The sequence below is a fragment of the Actinoplanes derwentensis genome (genome assembly GCF_900104725.1).
Taxonomy (GTDB): Bacteria; Actinomycetota; Actinomycetes; order Mycobacteriales; family Micromonosporaceae; genus Actinoplanes; species Actinoplanes derwentensis.
The window spans coordinates 383,515-398,789 of sequence record NZ_LT629758.1 but is presented as its reverse complement, the minus strand read 5'-3'; the positions used below and the strand labels follow the sequence as shown (position 1 = coordinate 398,789).

General features: G+C 68.9%; 15 protein-coding genes. 4 read left to right on the top strand and 11 right to left on the bottom strand.

The features are described from left to right. Positions 1–21 precede the first annotated feature (21 nt). Together BLU81_RS01715 and glgA are read right to left on the bottom strand one after the other, a co-directional pair. Positions 22–1,641 carry a glycoside hydrolase family 10 protein gene (locus BLU81_RS01715; RefSeq protein WP_231954005.1) on the bottom strand — a complete coding sequence of 540 codons (1,620 nt, stop codon included), beginning with the start codon at positions 1,639–1,641 and terminating at the stop codon, positions 22–24. Continuing rightward, positions 1,638–2,822: a glycogen synthase gene (gene glgA / locus BLU81_RS01710; RefSeq protein ID WP_231954004.1), complete on the bottom strand. Its 1,185-nt coding sequence runs from the start codon at positions 2,820–2,822 to the stop codon at positions 1,638–1,640. The genes BLU81_RS01715 and glgA overlap by 4 nt, the downstream gene beginning before the upstream one ends. Before the next feature lie 104 nt (positions 2,823–2,926). On the opposite strand from glgA, the gene BLU81_RS01705 reads away from it, so the two are divergent. Further along, positions 2,927–5,134 carry a putative bifunctional diguanylate cyclase/phosphodiesterase gene (locus BLU81_RS01705; RefSeq protein WP_092540964.1) on the top strand — a complete coding sequence of 736 codons (2,208 nt, stop codon included), beginning with the start codon at positions 2,927–2,929 and terminating at the stop codon, positions 5,132–5,134. 99 nt (positions 5,135–5,233) lie between these two features. Then, positions 5,234–6,466: a glucose-1-phosphate adenylyltransferase gene (glgC, locus tag BLU81_RS01700; protein ID WP_092540962.1), complete on the top strand. Its 1,233-nt coding sequence runs from the start codon at positions 5,234–5,236 to the stop codon at positions 6,464–6,466. 1,053 nt (positions 6,467–7,519) lie between these two features. Here glgC and BLU81_RS47505 read toward each other — a convergent pair. The 6 genes from BLU81_RS47505 to BLU81_RS01675 all read right to left on the bottom strand — a co-directional run bounded on the left by BLU81_RS47505 (position 7,520) and on the right by BLU81_RS01675 (position 12,616). Beyond that, a complete protein-coding gene (locus tag BLU81_RS47505; protein WP_157751083.1) occupies positions 7,520–7,675 on the bottom strand; it encodes a hypothetical protein in 156 nt (51 codons plus the stop codon). A gap of 815 nt (positions 7,676–8,490) precedes the next feature. After that, positions 8,491–9,504, bottom strand: coding sequence for an AraC family transcriptional regulator (locus BLU81_RS01695; RefSeq protein WP_231954002.1), 1,014 nt, complete (start codon positions 9,502–9,504; stop codon positions 8,491–8,493). A 10-nt stretch (positions 9,505–9,514) separates the two neighbouring features. Next, positions 9,515–9,889 carry a phospholipase gene (locus tag BLU81_RS01690; RefSeq protein WP_092540960.1) on the bottom strand — a complete coding sequence of 125 codons (375 nt, stop codon included), beginning with the start codon at positions 9,887–9,889 and terminating at the stop codon, positions 9,515–9,517. A gap of 29 nt (positions 9,890–9,918) precedes the next feature. After that, positions 9,919–11,310: a DUF4331 domain-containing protein gene (locus BLU81_RS01685; protein ID WP_092540958.1), complete on the bottom strand. Its 1,392-nt coding sequence runs from the start codon at positions 11,308–11,310 to the stop codon at positions 9,919–9,921. Positions 11,311–11,338: 28 nt separating this feature from the next. Then, on the bottom strand, positions 11,339–11,623 hold the full coding sequence (locus BLU81_RS01680; protein WP_092540956.1) for a hypothetical protein: 285 nt from the start codon (positions 11,621–11,623) through the stop codon (positions 11,339–11,341). 108 nt (positions 11,624–11,731) lie between these two features. Beyond that, on the bottom strand, positions 11,732–12,616 hold the full coding sequence (locus tag BLU81_RS01675) for a lytic polysaccharide monooxygenase (protein WP_231954000.1): 885 nt from the start codon (positions 12,614–12,616) through the stop codon (positions 11,732–11,734). Between the two features lie 88 nt (positions 12,617–12,704). On the opposite strand from BLU81_RS01675, the gene BLU81_RS01670 reads away from it, so the two are divergent. Next, complete coding sequence (locus BLU81_RS01670; RefSeq protein ID WP_092540954.1) at positions 12,705–13,073, top strand: FKBP-type peptidyl-prolyl cis-trans isomerase; 369 nt, start codon at positions 12,705–12,707, stop codon at positions 13,071–13,073. Between the two features lie 43 nt (positions 13,074–13,116). On the opposite strand, the gene BLU81_RS51365 is transcribed toward BLU81_RS01670, so the two are convergent. From BLU81_RS51365 to BLU81_RS01660, 3 genes are read right to left on the bottom strand one after another with little or no spacing between them, the layout of a single operon-like run. Beyond that, positions 13,117–13,239, bottom strand: coding sequence for a hypothetical protein (locus BLU81_RS51365; RefSeq protein ID WP_269460977.1), 123 nt, complete (start codon positions 13,237–13,239; stop codon positions 13,117–13,119). Then, a complete protein-coding gene (locus tag BLU81_RS01665; protein ID WP_092540952.1) occupies positions 13,236–14,117 on the bottom strand; it encodes a hypothetical protein in 882 nt (293 codons plus the stop codon). Before BLU81_RS01665 ends, BLU81_RS51365 begins: the two co-directional genes overlap by 4 nt. 43 nt (positions 14,118–14,160) lie before the next feature. Then, positions 14,161–14,370, bottom strand: coding sequence for an RNA-binding S4 domain-containing protein (locus BLU81_RS01660; protein ID WP_092540950.1), 210 nt, complete (start codon positions 14,368–14,370; stop codon positions 14,161–14,163). A 120-nt stretch (positions 14,371–14,490) separates the two neighbouring features. Here BLU81_RS01660 and BLU81_RS01655 point away from each other — a divergent pair, with 120 nt between their 5' ends. Next, positions 14,491–15,273 carry a DUF1775 domain-containing protein gene (locus tag BLU81_RS01655; protein WP_203794488.1) on the top strand — a complete coding sequence of 261 codons (783 nt, stop codon included), beginning with the start codon at positions 14,491–14,493 and terminating at the stop codon, positions 15,271–15,273. Positions 15,274–15,275 lie beyond the last annotated feature (2 nt).

The window sequence follows — 15,275 nt, the reverse complement described above, 5'->3', positions numbered from 1 at the left end:
TTCGGGCCGAACCGGCGTTTGTTAACCGGCGCTGGTGAACGGGCTGCTCAACGACCCCTCGTTACCGGACCGGTCCAGGCCACTGAGGCAATAGGTCGCCGGACCGGCCGGAGCCGACGGATCGACCACCGGGGTACCCGCCCGGCCGGTGGCCACGAGAGCCGCCGCGCCATCACCCGAACGGTAGAGGGCCCAGCTGGCACCACCACCCGGAGCCGCAGTGGTCAGGGTGACCGCACCCGACGCCGCGCGCTGTGCCCCGGTGATCTGCGGCGCCGCCGGAGGAGTCGCCGGCAGGCGGGCCATCCGGGGAGGCAGAGCGGGAGCGGCGTAGTGCTTCGCCACGTACCGGGTCACCGAACCGAGGCGGTCCTGCCGGAGCTGCTTGGCGCTGAAGTGCACCTGCCCCTGCACCCCGAACTTGTCGTTGAGGACCATCTGCCGGTCGAGCTGCCCCGGATCGCTCCAGTCGCCCTTCTCCCCGACCCGGTAGTCGGCCATCCCGATCCACAACTGCACCCCGGTGCCCTTCACCGTCTCGGTCCACCAGGGCAGCGTCTTGGCGTAGTCGGCCTTGCCGAACCCGATCGTCCAGTACAGCTGCGGGACGATGTAGTCGAGCCAGCCCTCCCGTACCCACTTGCGGGTGTCGGCGTAGATGGCGCTGTAACTCTCCAGCCCGGCGGTGTCCGAGCCCTCACCGCCGTTGCGCCAGATGCCGAACGGGCTGATCCCGTACTTCACCCACGGCTTCAGCTCGGCGATCCGCTGCTGCATCTCACGGACCAGGGTGTTCACGTTCTCCCGGCGCCAGTCGGCCCGGCTCTTGCCCTTGCCGTACTTCTTGAACGACGCGTCGTCGGGGAAGTCCTCACCCTCCTCCGGGTACGGATAGAAGAAGTCGTCGAAGTGGACACCGTCCACGTCGTACTTCTCCACCGCCTCCAGCATCGCGTCCTCGACGAACTTGCGGGCCTCCGGCACACCCGGATCGAAGTAGAGCCGGCCGGCCTTGCCCGTCGGGTACGCGATCCGCCATTCCGGATGCACCAGCAGCGGGTGGTTCTTCACCAGCTTGGTCAGGTCGGTCCCGGTGCCGGACGGCGCCGGCTGGGTGCCCCGGTACGGGTTGAACCAGGCGTGGAACTCCAGGTTCCGCGCGTGCGCCTCGTCGACCATGAACTGCATCGGATCCCAGCCCGGATCAGTGTCGTCGAACTTCCCGGTCAGCCAGTTAGACCACGGCGCGTAGTCGGACTTCCAGAACGCGTCCCCGCTGGGCCGGACGTGGACGAAGATGGCGTTGTGCCGCTGCGCGACCGCCAGATCGAGCCACTTCAGGTACTCCGACTTGACCTTCGCCTCGGGCAGCCCCGGCTTGCTCGGCCAGTCGATGTTGTAGACCGTGGTCAGCCACATGCCCCGCAGTTCGCGGGCGGCCTTCACCGGCACCGTGCCGCAGACGCCGGCCTCGACCGGGCCGGGCGTCTCGGCGACCACGATCCGGTCGGCGGCGGCCGACGTCTCCGGCGGGGCGAAGAACGCCGCCCGCGCCAAGCCCAGCCCCAGCACGGCGACCGTGAACAGCCCGGCCGCCAGCAGCAGCGCCGCCCACACCGGCGGCCTGCGCAGCAGAGTCACAGCACCGTCCGGTAGATCTCGAGGGTGTCCTCGGCGATCCGTGACCAGCTGAACTTCTCCACGGCGCGACGCCGGCCGGCCTTACCCATCCGCTCGGCCAGCTGCGGGTCGTTCAACAGCCGGGTCAGAGCGGTGGCCAGGTCGGCGACGAACCGAGCGGGGTCGACGGGCGTACCCGTGCCGTCCTCCAGCTGCTGGATCGGAACCAGCACGCCGGTCTCACCGTCGGCGACCACCTCGGGGATGCCGCCGGTCGCGGTGGCGACCACGGCGGTCTCGCAGGCCATCGCCTCCAGGTTCACGATGCCCATCGGCTCGTAGATCGACGGGCAGACGAAGACGGTGGCGTGCGTGAGGACCTGGATGACGTCCTGCTTGGGCAGCATCTCCTGCACCCAGATGACACCGTCCCGCGTCTTCTGCAGATCCGCGACCAGGGACGCCACCTCGGTGAGGATCTCCGGGGTGTCCGGGGCGCCGGCGAGCAGGATGATCTGCGCGTCGGCCGGCAGCTCCTTGCACGCCCGGACCAGATAGGGAAGGCCCTTCTGGCGGGTGATGCGCCCGACGAAGACGACACTGGGCCGGTTGCGGTCGATGCCGAGACGGTCGACGACGTCGGTGCCGCGATCCGGCTGGTACAGCTCGGTGTCGATGCCGTTGTAGATCACGTGCACCCGGTCCGGATCCACCGACGGGTACGCCTTGAGCACGTCCCGCCGCATCCCGCCGGAGACCGCGATGATCGCGTCGGCGCCCTCGATCGCGGTCCGCTCACAGAACGACGAGAGCGCGTAACCGCCGCCGAGCTGCTCGGCCTTCCACGGCCGCAACGGCTCCAGGCTGTGCGTGGTCAGCACGTGCGGGACGCCGTGCAGCAGTTTCGCGGTGTGGCCGGCGAAGTTCGCGTACCAGGTGTGACTGTGCACCACGTCGGCCCCCGCGCACCCCTGGGCCATCGCCAGATTCACCCCCATGGTGCGCAGCGCGGCGTTGGCCCCGGCCAGTTCGGCGGGCTCCGGGTACGCGATGACACCGGGTTCGTCCCGTGGCGCACCGAAACAGTGCACCCGCACGTCAGCTAGCGCGCGCAGGTCCCGGGCCAGGTATTCGAGGTGGACGCCGCCGCCGCCGTAGACCTCGGGCGGGTACTCGCGGGAGATGAGATCTGCACGCAACACGAGCGAAGCTTAGCCGCAGATGCCACCGGCCCGCCCCGGCGGTGTTCCCCACACTCCCCAACCCGACCGCCGCCGCTACCGTTCCGCAACCGGGGCGCGGTCCCATGACGGACGTGCAGATCCCCCGCATCCCGGCCTGGCAGTACACCCTCGCGGGTGGCTTCGTGGCCGTGTTCGCCGCCCGTGCGCTGGACAGCACCGCCGTATGGCTGCTGCTCCAGACCGCCTGGGTGATGGTCCTCTGGCGGACCGCCACCCGGCACCGGTGCGCCTGGTGGCTGATGCTCTCGGCGGTCGCCGCCGGGCTGGTCGTATCGGCCGGGTGGGGGCTGCACGACGCCCCGCCGACGAACACCCCGATGGGGCTGTCGCTGGCGTTGCCGTACGCCCTCTTCGCCGCCGGGGCCTTCCAGTTCGGCCGGCGCCGGCGGCCCGGTTCGGCGGCCGAGGCCGGCGCGGTGGTGCTCGCGGTGGCGATGCTGGCGTGGTCGTTCATCGTGCTGCCGTATCTCGGGGACCCCGGCTACCAGCAGGTCGACCGGGCGCTGGCCGCGCTCTACGCGGTGATCGACCTGACGTTGCTGGGGACCGCGCTGCGCAATCTGACCGACCCGCGCCGTGGCCCGGCCCGGCTGCTCGCCGCCGGTGCGGTGACGATGATCGCCCCGCACATGGTCTACGCCGCGACCGGGTCGGTCGGCACCGGGCCGTTCCAGCCCGGCGGCATCTGTCACCTGCTCATCCAGTGCGCCTGGGTGCTGCTGGCCGCGGCCGCGGTGCACCCCGACGCCGGGAAGTTCCGGGCCGGGGCCGCTGGGAACGGCCGGACCGCGCTGATCGCGATGTACACCGCCGCGGTCGCCGCCCCGCTGTTGCCCGCGATCGCGAACCCGAGCGCCGTCGTGATCGTGCCGGCCCTGCTCACGTCCGGGCTCAGCGGGTTGCTGCTGCTGCGGATCGTCGGGCTGGCCCGGCTCGCCGGGCGGCGGGCCCGCGAGGCCCGGGGGGCCCTGGACGAACAGCGGCTGCTGCAGGATCAGTTGACGTACCGGGCCGAGCACGACGCGCTGACCGGTCTCGCCAACCGGGATCTGCTCACCGAGCGCCTGGGCCGGGCCGTCGCCGGGGACCGGCCGTACGGGCTGATCCTCTGCGCGCTGGACGGGTTCAAGGAGGTCAACGACACCTACGGGCACTCGGTCGGTGACGCGGTGCTGCGGCAGGTCGCCGGGCGGCTGCTGCTGTTCGCGGCGGAGGTGGAGATGGTGGCCCGGATCGGCGGCGACGAGTTCGGTTTCCTGCTCGGTCCCGGGGCCGACGCCTCCGGGCTGGCCGCGCGGGTGGTCGAGGCGGTGGGTTCGGCGCCGTTCCTGGTGGACGACCGGCGGATCCCGCTCACCGCGCGGGCCGGGATCGCCGGTGGGGTGACCGGCAACGACGCCGTGCTCAGCGACGCCGACCTGGCGCTGCGGGCCGCGAAACAGGCCGGCGGCGGAATCGCCCGGTTCGACGAGTCGCTGCGGGCCGAGCAGTCCGACCGGGCCCGGATCGCGGCCGGACTGCGGCAGGCGATCCTCGACGGCAGCCTGTTCATGCACTATCAGCCGGTGGTGGACACCGCCACCGGGCGGATCACCGGGGTGGAGGCGCTGATGCGCTGGCGCCAGGACGGCGAGCTGATCCCGCCGGGGGTGTTCATCCCGGTGGCCGAACAGACCGGCCTGATCGGGACGATCGGCGCGCGGGCACTGCGGCTGGCGTGCGCGCAGGCCGCCGTCTGGCACCACGAGCACGGTCTCTACCTGACCGTCAACGTCTCCACCCATCAGCTGCGCGATCCCGGGTTCGCCGACTCGGTGCTGCGGATCCTGGCGGACACCGGGTTGCCGGCGGCGGCTCTGGTGCTGGAGATCACCGAATCGGTACTCGTCGACGCCGCGGACACCAATGTGCTGGGGATCCTGCGGGCCTACGGCATCCGGATCGCCATCGACGACTTCGGCACCGGGTACTCGTCGCTGGCCTATCTGCACACTCTGCCGGTCGACATTCTCAAGATCGACCAGTCCTTCATCCGCCGCCATCAGGACCCGCCGCGACCCCAGGACGTGAGCTTGACCAGGGCGATCCTGGAATTGGCCCGCAGTCAGGACCTGCTCGCGGTCGCTGAGGGAGTGGAGACGGCGGCCCAGGCGAACCTGCTGCGGGAGCTGGACTGCCCGCTCGTTCAGGGGTATCACTTCGGCCGCCCGGCGGCCCCGGAGGCGATCGACGTACTATTGCGGGAGGCGGCGGTGAGACCGGCGGCCTGACTCCCCCGGGGACTCGCAAGAAGTTTGCAGCGCCAGCAAGATATTTCGAACCGCCCTTTCGGGTGGCGCACAGGCGGCCGGAATATTAGCGTCCTCCCCATGGCTGTCAAGGTGCTTGCGATCGTTCTGGCTGGTGGGGAAGGCAAGCGCCTGATGCCGTTGACGGCTGACCGGGCCAAACCCGGCGTGCCCTTCGGCGGTATCTATCGCATGATCGATTTCGTGCTGTCGAACCTGGCGAACGCGGGTTATCTGAAGATCGTCGTTCTGACGCAGTACAAATCGCACTCTCTCGACCGGCACATCTCCAAGACGTGGCGGATGTCGACTCTGCTCGGCAACTACGTCACCCCGGTCCCCGCGCAGCAGCGCCTGGGCCCGCGCTGGTTCGCCGGTTCCGCCGACGCGATCTACCAGAGTCTCAACCTGATCAACGACGAGTCGCCCGACTACGTCATCGTCTTCGGTGCCGACCACATCTACCGCATGGACCCGAAGCAGATGGTCAACGACCACATCGCCTCGGGCGCCGCGGTCACCGTCGCCGGCATCCGCCAGCCGCTGTCGCTCGCCGACCAGTTCGGGGTCATCGACGTCGGCCCCGACGGCAAGCGGATCAAGGCGTTCCGGGAGAAGCCGAAGGACGCGGTGGGCCTGCCCGACTCCCCCGACGAGGTCTACGCGTCGATGGGCAACTACGTCTTCACCACCCGGGCGCTGTGCGAGGCGGTCACCGCCGACGCCCAGAACCCGGACAGCAAGCACGACATGGGCGGCAACATCATCCCGATGCTGGTGGAGAAGGGCGAGGCGAACGTCTACGACTTCCGCGACAACGACGTCCCCGGCTCCACCGACCGCGACCGCGGCTACTGGCGCGACGTGGGCACCCTGGACTCGTTCTACGAGGCCCACCGGGACCTGATCGCCACCCTGCCGATCTTCAACCTGTACAACCACGACTGGCCGATCTTCACCAACTACGGTTCCTGGCCCCCCGCGAAGTTCGTCCACGGCTACGACGATCGCCAGGGCCGCGCCATAGACTCGATGATCTCCCCCGGCGTGGTCGTCTCCGGCGCCCTGGTCGAACGCTCGGTGATCTCCCCCAACGTCCGGGTGAACTCGTGGGCCCACGTCGACGGCGCGGTCATCATGGAGGGCGTCTCCGTCGGCCGCCGCGCGGTCATCCGCAACGCGATCATCGACAAGAACGTGATCATCCCCGAGGGCGCCCAGATCGGCGTGGACCTGGAAAAGGACCGCAAGCTCTACACGGTCAGCGACAACGGCGTGGTGGTAATCGGCAAGGGCCAAAGAATCGAACTCTAACCCTTCTCCGGTACGCCAGACAGCCTCACAACCGCACCACCCCGCCCCGCCTCGTCCTCGCGAGGCGGGGCGTCCCTCCCGGTCCCCCCGCGCCCGCCGGGCCGAATGCGCCCCTCAGGGCCAACCACGCCGGATCTGGCCCGGTCAGCCGTCAACGGCATCAGACGCTTGCCCCCAGCCCACCCACCCCACCAGGCGGCCATTTACGGCCCGGCCCCTTCCCCGCCGCAGTCAGGTGTCTTCACCCCGACGCCAACACCAGCCCGGGCGCCCGATAGCCAGCAAGTAGGTCGTGCGAGGCATGCGAGGCGTGAAGTGTGCGAGGCATGCGAGGCGTGAACGTCGACGAGAAGGCCCCGCCTTCGGCAGCGGCAAATGCTGAGGCCCCCGCAAACCAGCCCAGAACCACTGCCGTGGTCGCAGAGAGTCCCGGCCGGCCGCCAACCTCCGGGCTGTCCGAAAACGACAATGGCACCGATCCCCGGTGGCACAATGCCGTAGTGCCACCGGACTTTCCCGAGACGGACCACCACGGCAAAATCAGCCGGATTCGCGCGCGGTGACCAAGACTGCCTCACCGGCGCCGAACCATGAATTCCGGAACCCCGTTCCAGAATTACGAAAAAGCCGATTCTCCCGACAATTAAATCGTCTTTTCGCCGCACGCGACGTTCAATATTTTTCAACCAGAGCTTTCTCGAAGACCCCCACTCAGACAACAGAACTCCAGACGCAAACCTGAGTGACTTCTCCCCAGCCATAGCACGGCGACCACCACAAACAGCGCCGCCCGAAAATGCGCCGAGTGTCACCGCGACCACCATCCGGCCGACACCACAATGATTCAATAAAAACCCACCCTGGCCCGGTCGAAGCAACAGTATTCCCGACTGAAGCCCGATCAGCGCGGAACCCAACAGCACCCGCCGATCCGCCGCCGCCAACCGCAGAGCAGACCCCTCGAACCACGGCACCAAGATCAACGGCGACTCAGACTCCGAACCCACCGCATACGAGGCCGAAACCTCTGACCTCGACGCCGGCGGCACAGACCTAGGCATGGGCATGGGCATGGGCATCGGCGGAGCCTGCGGCGTGATCGGAGCCTGCGGTGTGAGCGGCGCGGGCGCGGGCGGCGCGGGCGCGGGCGGCGCGAGCGTGGGCGGCAGTGGTGGTGGTGAAGACCGTGGTGTGAGAGAAGCCAGCCACTCACGGTCCTCGCGGGAGAGGGGCATGGAATCGCGTTCACGGATACGGCGGAGCTTCTCGGTGTGGCGGCGCTGAAGGCCCCACGCGCGACGTATCTCGTGGTCGCGGCGGAACTCGTCGCGACTTGGGGAATAGTTTCTTGCCTTGGTTCGGTCACGCATTCCGGAAACGCTGAACAACGCTGGCTGACTCATACAATAATTCTCCCGCACCGTCACGGAAAACTGTAAGAAGTCGATCATGCCAAACTACTGGACCGCCATTCTAGGAGCGCCCGTACCGCTAGCGTGATGCCAGTCGGGCGATGCCAGCAAGGGCCGGGTTGGTGGCATTCCCGGGTACAGGCCAGGTTGTGGAAATAGCCGACGCATACGGGGACCGGGCTGGAACACCGTGTTCGGCTGGTAGGCACCGAGCTGGTTCGGAGAGGCTCTGGATCTGGCACGGAAGAGACGCAGCATCGGCCCGGCGCGAAACGGGGACGGCCTGGAGCAGAACAGGAGCGGCCCGGAGGGCAACGAGGACGGACCACAGGAAAACAGGAACGGGCCGACGGAGAACGAGGACGGCCTGGAGGGAACGGGGGTGGCCCGCTGGGCGATGGGGCTGTCCTGGAGGGAACAGGGTTGGCCCGTTGGGAACAGGGTTGGCCCGTTGGGAACAGGGTTGGCCTGGACCACCGCAACGGGGTTGGCCTGGACCACCGCATTCGGCCCGGCGGCCGCGGGGTGGCCTGGAGAGGCGCCTGCCTTGCGGGGACGGGGCGGGCGGGGTGGTGCGATTGTGGGGGTGTGGGGCGTACCGGAGAAGGGGGTTCAGGTTCTGTCTCTGAGGGTTTGGGACGGGGTGGCGCCGAAGCGGGAGCGGTAGGCGCCGGCGAACCGGCCCAAATGGGTGAAACCCCAGCTGTAGGCGACCTCGCTGACGTTTGTCTGGCCCGGGTCGGAGCGGGAGAGTTCGGCGTGGACCTCGTCCAGGCGCAGGCGGCGCAGGTAGGTCAGCGGGGACATGCCCACGTGGCGGCGGAAGGAGTCCTGCAGGACCCGGACGCCGACGCCGGCGACCGTGGACAGGTCGCGGGCGGTCCAGCCTCGGCGGGGTTCGGCGTGGATCGCGTCCAGGGCCCGTTTCACCGTGCGGGGACGGTGCGGGCCCTGCAGGCCGGCCGGTTCCTCGCCGTAGGGGTGTTCGACCGTCAAGGCCAGGCCCCGCACCACCATGTCGCGCCAGCGGGCGGCCATCCGGGGGCGGATGGCCAGGGTGTCGGGGGCGCTCAGCTCGGTGAGCAGCAGGCGGACCAGGGCGGACCAGGTGCGGCCGGGGCCGTCGACCAGGTCGAAGCTGGCGCCCAGCGGCATCGGGGAGACGACCCGCTGGTCCAGGGCGGCGTCCAGTTCGCGTTCCAGGGCGGCGCGTTCGACCTTGACGCTCAGCAGGCGGCAGGTGCCGGGCCAGTCCAGTTCGATGTCGCCGGTGGGGCGGTAGACCACGGCGCGGGTCGGGTCCGCGAGGACCACCGCGCCCCGGTGCCGGGATCGCAGCCACCCGGTGAGGGGGATGAGGACGTGATACGACGTCTCCAGGGAACCGATCGAGACGTGGACGTCGGTCCCGTACCGGATGTCGCCGAGCGTGATCGGCCCCAGTGAGGCCACGTCGGCGCTGAACTCCAGCCGGCCGGGGTCCCCGACCGGCTCGATCTGCAACGTGCCGTAGTAGAGCTCACGGCAGAACTCCCGGGCCTCCGCCATGTCACTGGTGCGCAGACCCACATGTGCCGGGGCTCCCGCGCCCGGTGACGCCGGGCCCGGGAGCCGACCGCCTGCCATGCCGTCCAGACTAGACGGTGAGCGGCGTCCTACCGGGGACCAGATTGGCCGGCCAGGTGACCTCGGCGACGGCGCCGCCACGCACGTCGACCTGGGTGAGCGGGGTGTCCTCGTCCTGCCAGACCACGTAGCGGCCCTCGGCGAGACTGTCGATGACCACACAGTAGGTGACACCCGACCGGACGTACCGGGCACGGACCGCGGCGTGGGTGCGCGCCGACGTGTCACCCACCGGGGACACCTCGATCTCGTGCCCGTGCAGCCAGCTGGGCGTCTGGATGATCAGCGCGCCGATCCCGTCACCGATGTTCAGCATCACCGTGCCCTGCCCGGAGGGGGCGAGCGTGTGGTGGTGATGGTGGTGGTCGCCGTGGCCGATGCTCATCTGAAAGTTCCTCCGGGTGTGGATCTGGCTCAGGACGGGTTGTTGAAACCGTCGAACGGGGTGGGCAGGAAGGGGAACTTCTTGAGCAGTTTCGCACTGACGTCGTTGATGCTCAGGCCCTGCTCGACGAGCCCGGCCGCGGCGTCCGCCTTGAACTCCTTGTCGACCAGCGGCACGGTGGCACCGGCGACGGCCCGCAGCGAGATCGAGACCACGTCGTCGGCGATCCGGCGGCCGTTGGGGAAACCGGCCAGGTCACCGCCGACCACACCGAACTTGTTCTCCTTGGCGGCCGGTGCGATGGCCGTGTTGAGCCGCAGCATGTCCGCCTGGACCTTGCCGGTGTTGTTCTGGAACCCGTCGATGATGCCGTCCGGGATTCCGGTGAGCAGGATCGCGAGCAGGTCGGCGCGCGGTTGTTTCTTCTTGTTCAGCGCGGCCAGGTTGTCGAAGAGCCCCGGGTAGAGCACCGGAAGGAGCGCTCCCAGTTCGGGCGTGGCGACGAACTCGGCGAACTTCTTGTCCTCGCTCGGCGGGAGGCTGTTGAACTTGTCCTTCTCCGCCATCGGGACGATGACCTCGTTGAACAGCGGGTTACCGAGCCGGGAGACCTGCACCTGCGGGCCGACGACGACGTCGTTGCCGCCCTTCTCACCGCGCACCTCGACCCGGCGGCGGCTGGCGGAGGTCCACACGCCGATGACGGCGCCGGCGTCCTTGGCCCGGACCCGCTTCTTGCCGTCGCGGCGCACCATGTCCAGCGGGATCTGGATCGCGATGCTGTGCACGTTGGTCTTGTCGGTGGCGTTGACGGCCTTGCTGGCCTTGTCGAACAGCGCCTGGCCGACCAGGTGCTTGTCCCGGAAGGGGCGCAGCACCGCCAGGTCGAAGATCGAGCCGAGGTCCACGAAGAAGGCGTCGGCGCGCTGGCCGGCGAAGACCTTCTCCTTGCTCTTGAGCTTGTGGACGGCGTCCTCGGCGAGTTTCGCGTAGTCCGGGATGGAGACGGTGCCGACGTTGCAGGGCGGGCACGGGAGCTTGCTGGCCAGCACCGTGCTCTTGCCGTGGCTGTCGACCTTGGTCACCGAGAAGAACTGCCGGCGGTTCCAGTTCTCGTCGTCGAGCGACTTGATCTGACCGGTGTTGTACAGGAACGTCTTGTCGTTGCGCAGCTCGGTACGGAACCGGAACTGGTAGGTGATGTCCGGGCGGGCGTCACCGTTCGCGTCGATGTGGATCTCGTACAGCACGTCGTCGCCGAACTCGAAGAAGTTCGGGCCGCTCGACGGGAGCTGGAGCGGCACATAGTTGGCGATGATCGTGACGGTGTCCGGGTCGTCGGGGCTGACGAACGCGTACAGGTCGGAACTGTCGGCTACCGGGTCCTTGCTGATTTCCGGCGCTTCGCGGTGGGAGGACATGCTCGGGGATTCTCCTGTCGAGGAAAGGTCAGCGTCCGGCGGCTTTGAGGAGCCTGTTCACCAGGTCCTTGTCGGTGACGACTTTGCTCTTCTCACCGGAGAAGACTTCGATCGTGCCCTTTTTGACGTCGCGCAGAGAGATCACCAGGGGGGCGCCGTCGTCCTTGCTCTCCTCGGACGAGGTGCCGGCGAGGCTCAGACCGGCCACCGAGACGGCGGAGACGCCTACTCCGGTGGCGGCGAGCGCCAGCACTTTACGGCGGGACAGCCACGAGTTGCTGCGGCCCTGGGCGCGGTATCGAACACGACTCATGCTTGGCCCTTCGTCGATATTGTGGGGGGTCTGACAGGCGATGCATCGTCGACGACCGGCAATACGAGATCCAGTTGCGGACGGTTCAAAAGAAATTTCCGAAGTCCCTCAACGGGTTTCGCGGCGGCGCAGTCTGGAGAGGCCCGCACCGGCCGCTACCAGGGCGGCGATGCCGATCGCACCCCCGATGAGCCAATGTCCGAGATCGATCATCCCGGTGTCCTCCTTCCGGGTGGCGGCGAGAACCGGCTGTGCACTCGGTGTCACGGTCGGCGGCGCGCTGGGTGTCGTGCTGGGCACTTTTGAAGGCGACGGGGACGGAGCCGCCTTGGTCGCCACCGGGACCGGGTCGGGGAAGACCAGATCCGAGCAGGAGTAGTAGGTGTCCGGGGTGCTGGACGTCTCCCACACCACGTAGAGGATGTGCCGTCCGGTCCGCTTGGGCAGATCCACGGTCATCCGGTACGACCCACCGGTCAGCGGCGGATCCTTGATCTCGTCCAGCTTCGTCAGGTCACCCCAGGCGAGCTTCTCCGCCGGGTCGTAACCGCTCTCGGTGAGGAACAGCCGGAACGACCCCTGATGCGGGATGGTCCCCCGGTACGCGATCTTCAGGTTCCGGCCGGACTTCACCTTCGTGGCCGGGAAGTCGTCCCGGGCCAGGTCGAGCCCGCGGTAGTTGTCCAGGCCCCCGGAGCAGAGCTTGCCGTCCGGCACCCGCTCACGGTCGTCGGCGACGCTCGCGAGCCGCAGGTTGTCGTACGCGCCGAGGAATCCGTCAGTGGCTTTGAGTGCGGCCTTGCACGCCGCGGTGTCCCGCCGGGTCCCGTTGCCGGCGCAGGCGGAGTTGCGGCTGATCGGGGTGGTCGGCGAGCCGTGGGCGAGAGCGGGCGCGGGCACGGCGGGAACGGCGGCCGCGGCCAGCAGACCGGCGGCGGCGAGACGGCGGACGTGCATGAGGATCTCCAGGTGGGCGGCGGTGGGAAGAGCCACCCGGAGGTACGGAGTTCAGGCACCGCTCGTTCATCGGCCACCGGCCTGTGATTGCATGGCCGGGTCCGGTAAGAAATCTGGAGGATTCATGAGCAAGCCCGATGTCGGCACCATTCCCGAGGCTCCGGCCACCGAACTGGTGATCGAGGACATCGCCGAGGGTCAGGGCCAGGAGGCGAAGGCCGGCGATTTCGTCAGCGTCCACTACGTGGGTGTCGCCCAGTCCACGGGCAAGGAGTTCGACGCCTCCTACAACCGGGGCGAGCCGTTCGGTTTCCGGGTGGCCGGCCAGCAGGTCATCGCCGGCTGGGACCAGGGTGTCGCCGGTATGAAGGTGGGCGGCCGTCGCAAGCTGATCATCCCGCCGCACCTGGGTTACGGCGCGCGGGGCGCGGCCGGTGCGATCAAGCCGAACGAGACTCTCGTCTTCGTGGTCGACCTGCTTCAGGTCCACTGAGGTGATGCGTGTGGGGCGGCCCCGGGGCCGCCCCACACGGCATTCAGGCTTGCGGCCGTTTGACCGGCTGATCCGGCCGGTCCCGGAGCGGGATGACGCGGCCGGTCCGCTCGGCTACCGGCGGGACCGTGATGTCCGGTGGCAGTGGCTCACCGATCGGGGTCACGCCTGCCTCTTCAGGGAGTCGCAGCCGGTCTCCTCGGGCAGCAGCGGGCGGAAGATGATCTGCCACTTCTTGCCGGCCGACTCCCACGGGGTGCGCGCGTTGGCCGTACCGGCCAGCTTCCAGACGGCTTCCAGCTCCGTACCCTCGACGGTCACGCAGTTGATCTTGAGCTGCTCGTTCAGGGCCGCGCCCGGCAGCGCCGCGGCGGGCCAGGCGACCGTCGCGCCACCGGCGCCGTCACCGGTGTCCTGATAGGGCTGGGCCAGCACGGCCAGGCGGGTCGGCTGGTACGGCTTCGACGCCGGGCTGGCCGTCTCGGCGAACAGCCGGTCCACCGAGGCCAGGAACTCGGTCAGCTTCTTCCGGGCGGCGTGCTGCGCCGCGGTCAGCGACTTGTCGTCGGGGTTCGCCTCGTTGAGGGCCATCACCTCGACGGTCTGCTCGCCGCCGGCGGTGGCGACGACGATCCGGGTGCTCGGGGTGTCGGCGACGTTGGGCGTCCCGAAGTCACCGCCGGACTTGACCCCGGCCGCGAGCGCCCCGTCGGTCAGCTCCTTGACCTGCGCGGCGCTGAGCTTGATCTCCTGGAGGTTCGGCAGCGCCGGACCGGGATAGATGGCCGTGACCGGTCCCTCGCTCAGGGCCCGCCCGTCGGCGTAGACGCTGAATCTGGGGATCCGGCCGGGGATGGTCTCGGCCGGGACGAAGCCGCCGCGGTACTCGACGCGCAGGGCGATCGAGTCCGGGTCGGCGGTGGTGCTCTCGGTGACGGGCGTGGAGGAGCCCGCCTCGTCGGCGGCGCCGGGCCGGGCGCAGGCGCCCAGCAGGAACAGCAGGGGGACAGCGGCGGCGGTCAGCAGACCGCGGTTGATGGTCATGTGAGGTACGACGAAACGGACCCCGTCCGGGTTCCGCCGAATCTCAGGAAACCACCCGAGCCTGGCGGCCGAGCACCTCGACGACGTCACCCGGATGAAGTTGACGTCCGCGGCGGGTGTCGACCTCGCCGTTGACTGTCACGTCCCCGGAGCCGATGAGGATCTTGCCCTCGCCGCCGGTCTCGATGAGATCCGCCAGTTTGAGGAACTGGCCGAGCCGGATCATGTCACTGTCGATGGGCACGTCACGCATACGTTCATCATCGGTCACGAGATCTCCAGGAAATCTTCTGGGGCTACGTTGAACCATCCGGGCCGGTGATCCGAACTACATGTCGTGAGGCATCTGAGGATGGCCCGCCGTGCGGGCGTGATGACCGCTGTGACCGCTGTCGGTGTGCTGTCAGCCGCCGCTCCGGCCATGGCTGACGTGACGGTGAGTCCGGCGAGCGCGCCGCAGGGCAGTGGAGCGAGCTTGGACTTCCATGTGACCAACGAGGGCACCGCCCCGATCACCGAGGTGACACTGCGGATCCCCGCGGACACTCCGGTGGCCGAGGTGTACCCGTTGTCCATCGACGACTGGGCCCCGAAGATCACCTATCAGAAACTGCAGGTCCCGCTGAACACCATCCACGGTGGTACCCCGGTGACCGAGGCAGCGAGCGCGATCACCTGGATCGGGGTGAACGGCACGACGATCGCACCCGGACAGTCCGCCGACCTGCGGGCCGCGCTCGGGCCACTGCCGACGCTGAGCACGATGCGGCTCACGGTGGAGACCAAGTACGCCGACGGCAGCGCCGGTCCGGTCATGCCGGCGACGATGACGCTGACCCCGTCGGACGGCACCACCCCGGTCTCCCACCACGGCGGCACCGCCGAGACCACGGTCAGCGCCGAGGACCTGGCGTTCGCCGCGATCCTCGCCGAGGCGGAGAAGGGCCCGTCCTGGATGGCCGTCTCCGGCTGGATCGTGGCTGTGCTGGCGCTGCTCGGGGCCGGTTGGGCCGTGCTGCGTGGCCGGCACCGGGCCGAGGAGGAGCCGGGCGAGCCCGACGACAAGCCGGCCGGTGACGATCCGGTCGCCGACGACGAGTCCGACAAGGAACCCGTCGGGGCCGGTACCGGCAGCAAGTGGGCTTTCAAGGGATAACA

What these genes read in the sequence shown, in the direction of transcription:
- BLU81_RS01705 (WP_092540964.1), top strand. Translation starts at nt 2,927, where the DNA reads ATGACGGACGTGCAGATCCCCCGCATCCCGGCCTGGCAGTACACCCTC.
- glgC (WP_092540962.1), top strand. Translation starts at nt 5,234, where the DNA reads ATGGCTGTCAAGGTGCTTGCGATCGTTCTGGCTGGTGGGGAAGGCAAG.
- BLU81_RS01695 (WP_231954002.1), bottom strand. Translation starts at nt 9,504, where the DNA reads ATGGCAGGCGGTCGGCTCCCGGGCCCGGCGTCACCGGGCGCGGGAGCC.
- BLU81_RS01690 (WP_092540960.1), bottom strand. Translation starts at nt 9,889, where the DNA reads ATGAGCATCGGCCACGGCGACCACCACCATCACCACCACACGCTCGCC.
- BLU81_RS01685 (WP_092540958.1), bottom strand. Translation starts at nt 11,310, where the DNA reads ATGTCCTCCCACCGCGAAGCGCCGGAAATCAGCAAGGACCCGGTAGCC.
- BLU81_RS01680 (WP_092540956.1), bottom strand. Translation starts at nt 11,623, where the DNA reads ATGAGTCGTGTTCGATACCGCGCCCAGGGCCGCAGCAACTCGTGGCTG.
- BLU81_RS01670 (WP_092540954.1), top strand. Translation starts at nt 12,705, where the DNA reads ATGAGCAAGCCCGATGTCGGCACCATTCCCGAGGCTCCGGCCACCGAA.
- BLU81_RS01665 (WP_092540952.1), bottom strand. Translation starts at nt 14,117, where the DNA reads ATGACCATCAACCGCGGTCTGCTGACCGCCGCCGCTGTCCCCCTGCTG.
- BLU81_RS01660 (WP_092540950.1), bottom strand. Translation starts at nt 14,370, where the DNA reads ATGCGTGACGTGCCCATCGACAGTGACATGATCCGGCTCGGCCAGTTC.
- BLU81_RS01655 (WP_203794488.1), top strand. Translation starts at nt 14,491, where the DNA reads ATGACCGCTGTGACCGCTGTCGGTGTGCTGTCAGCCGCCGCTCCGGCC.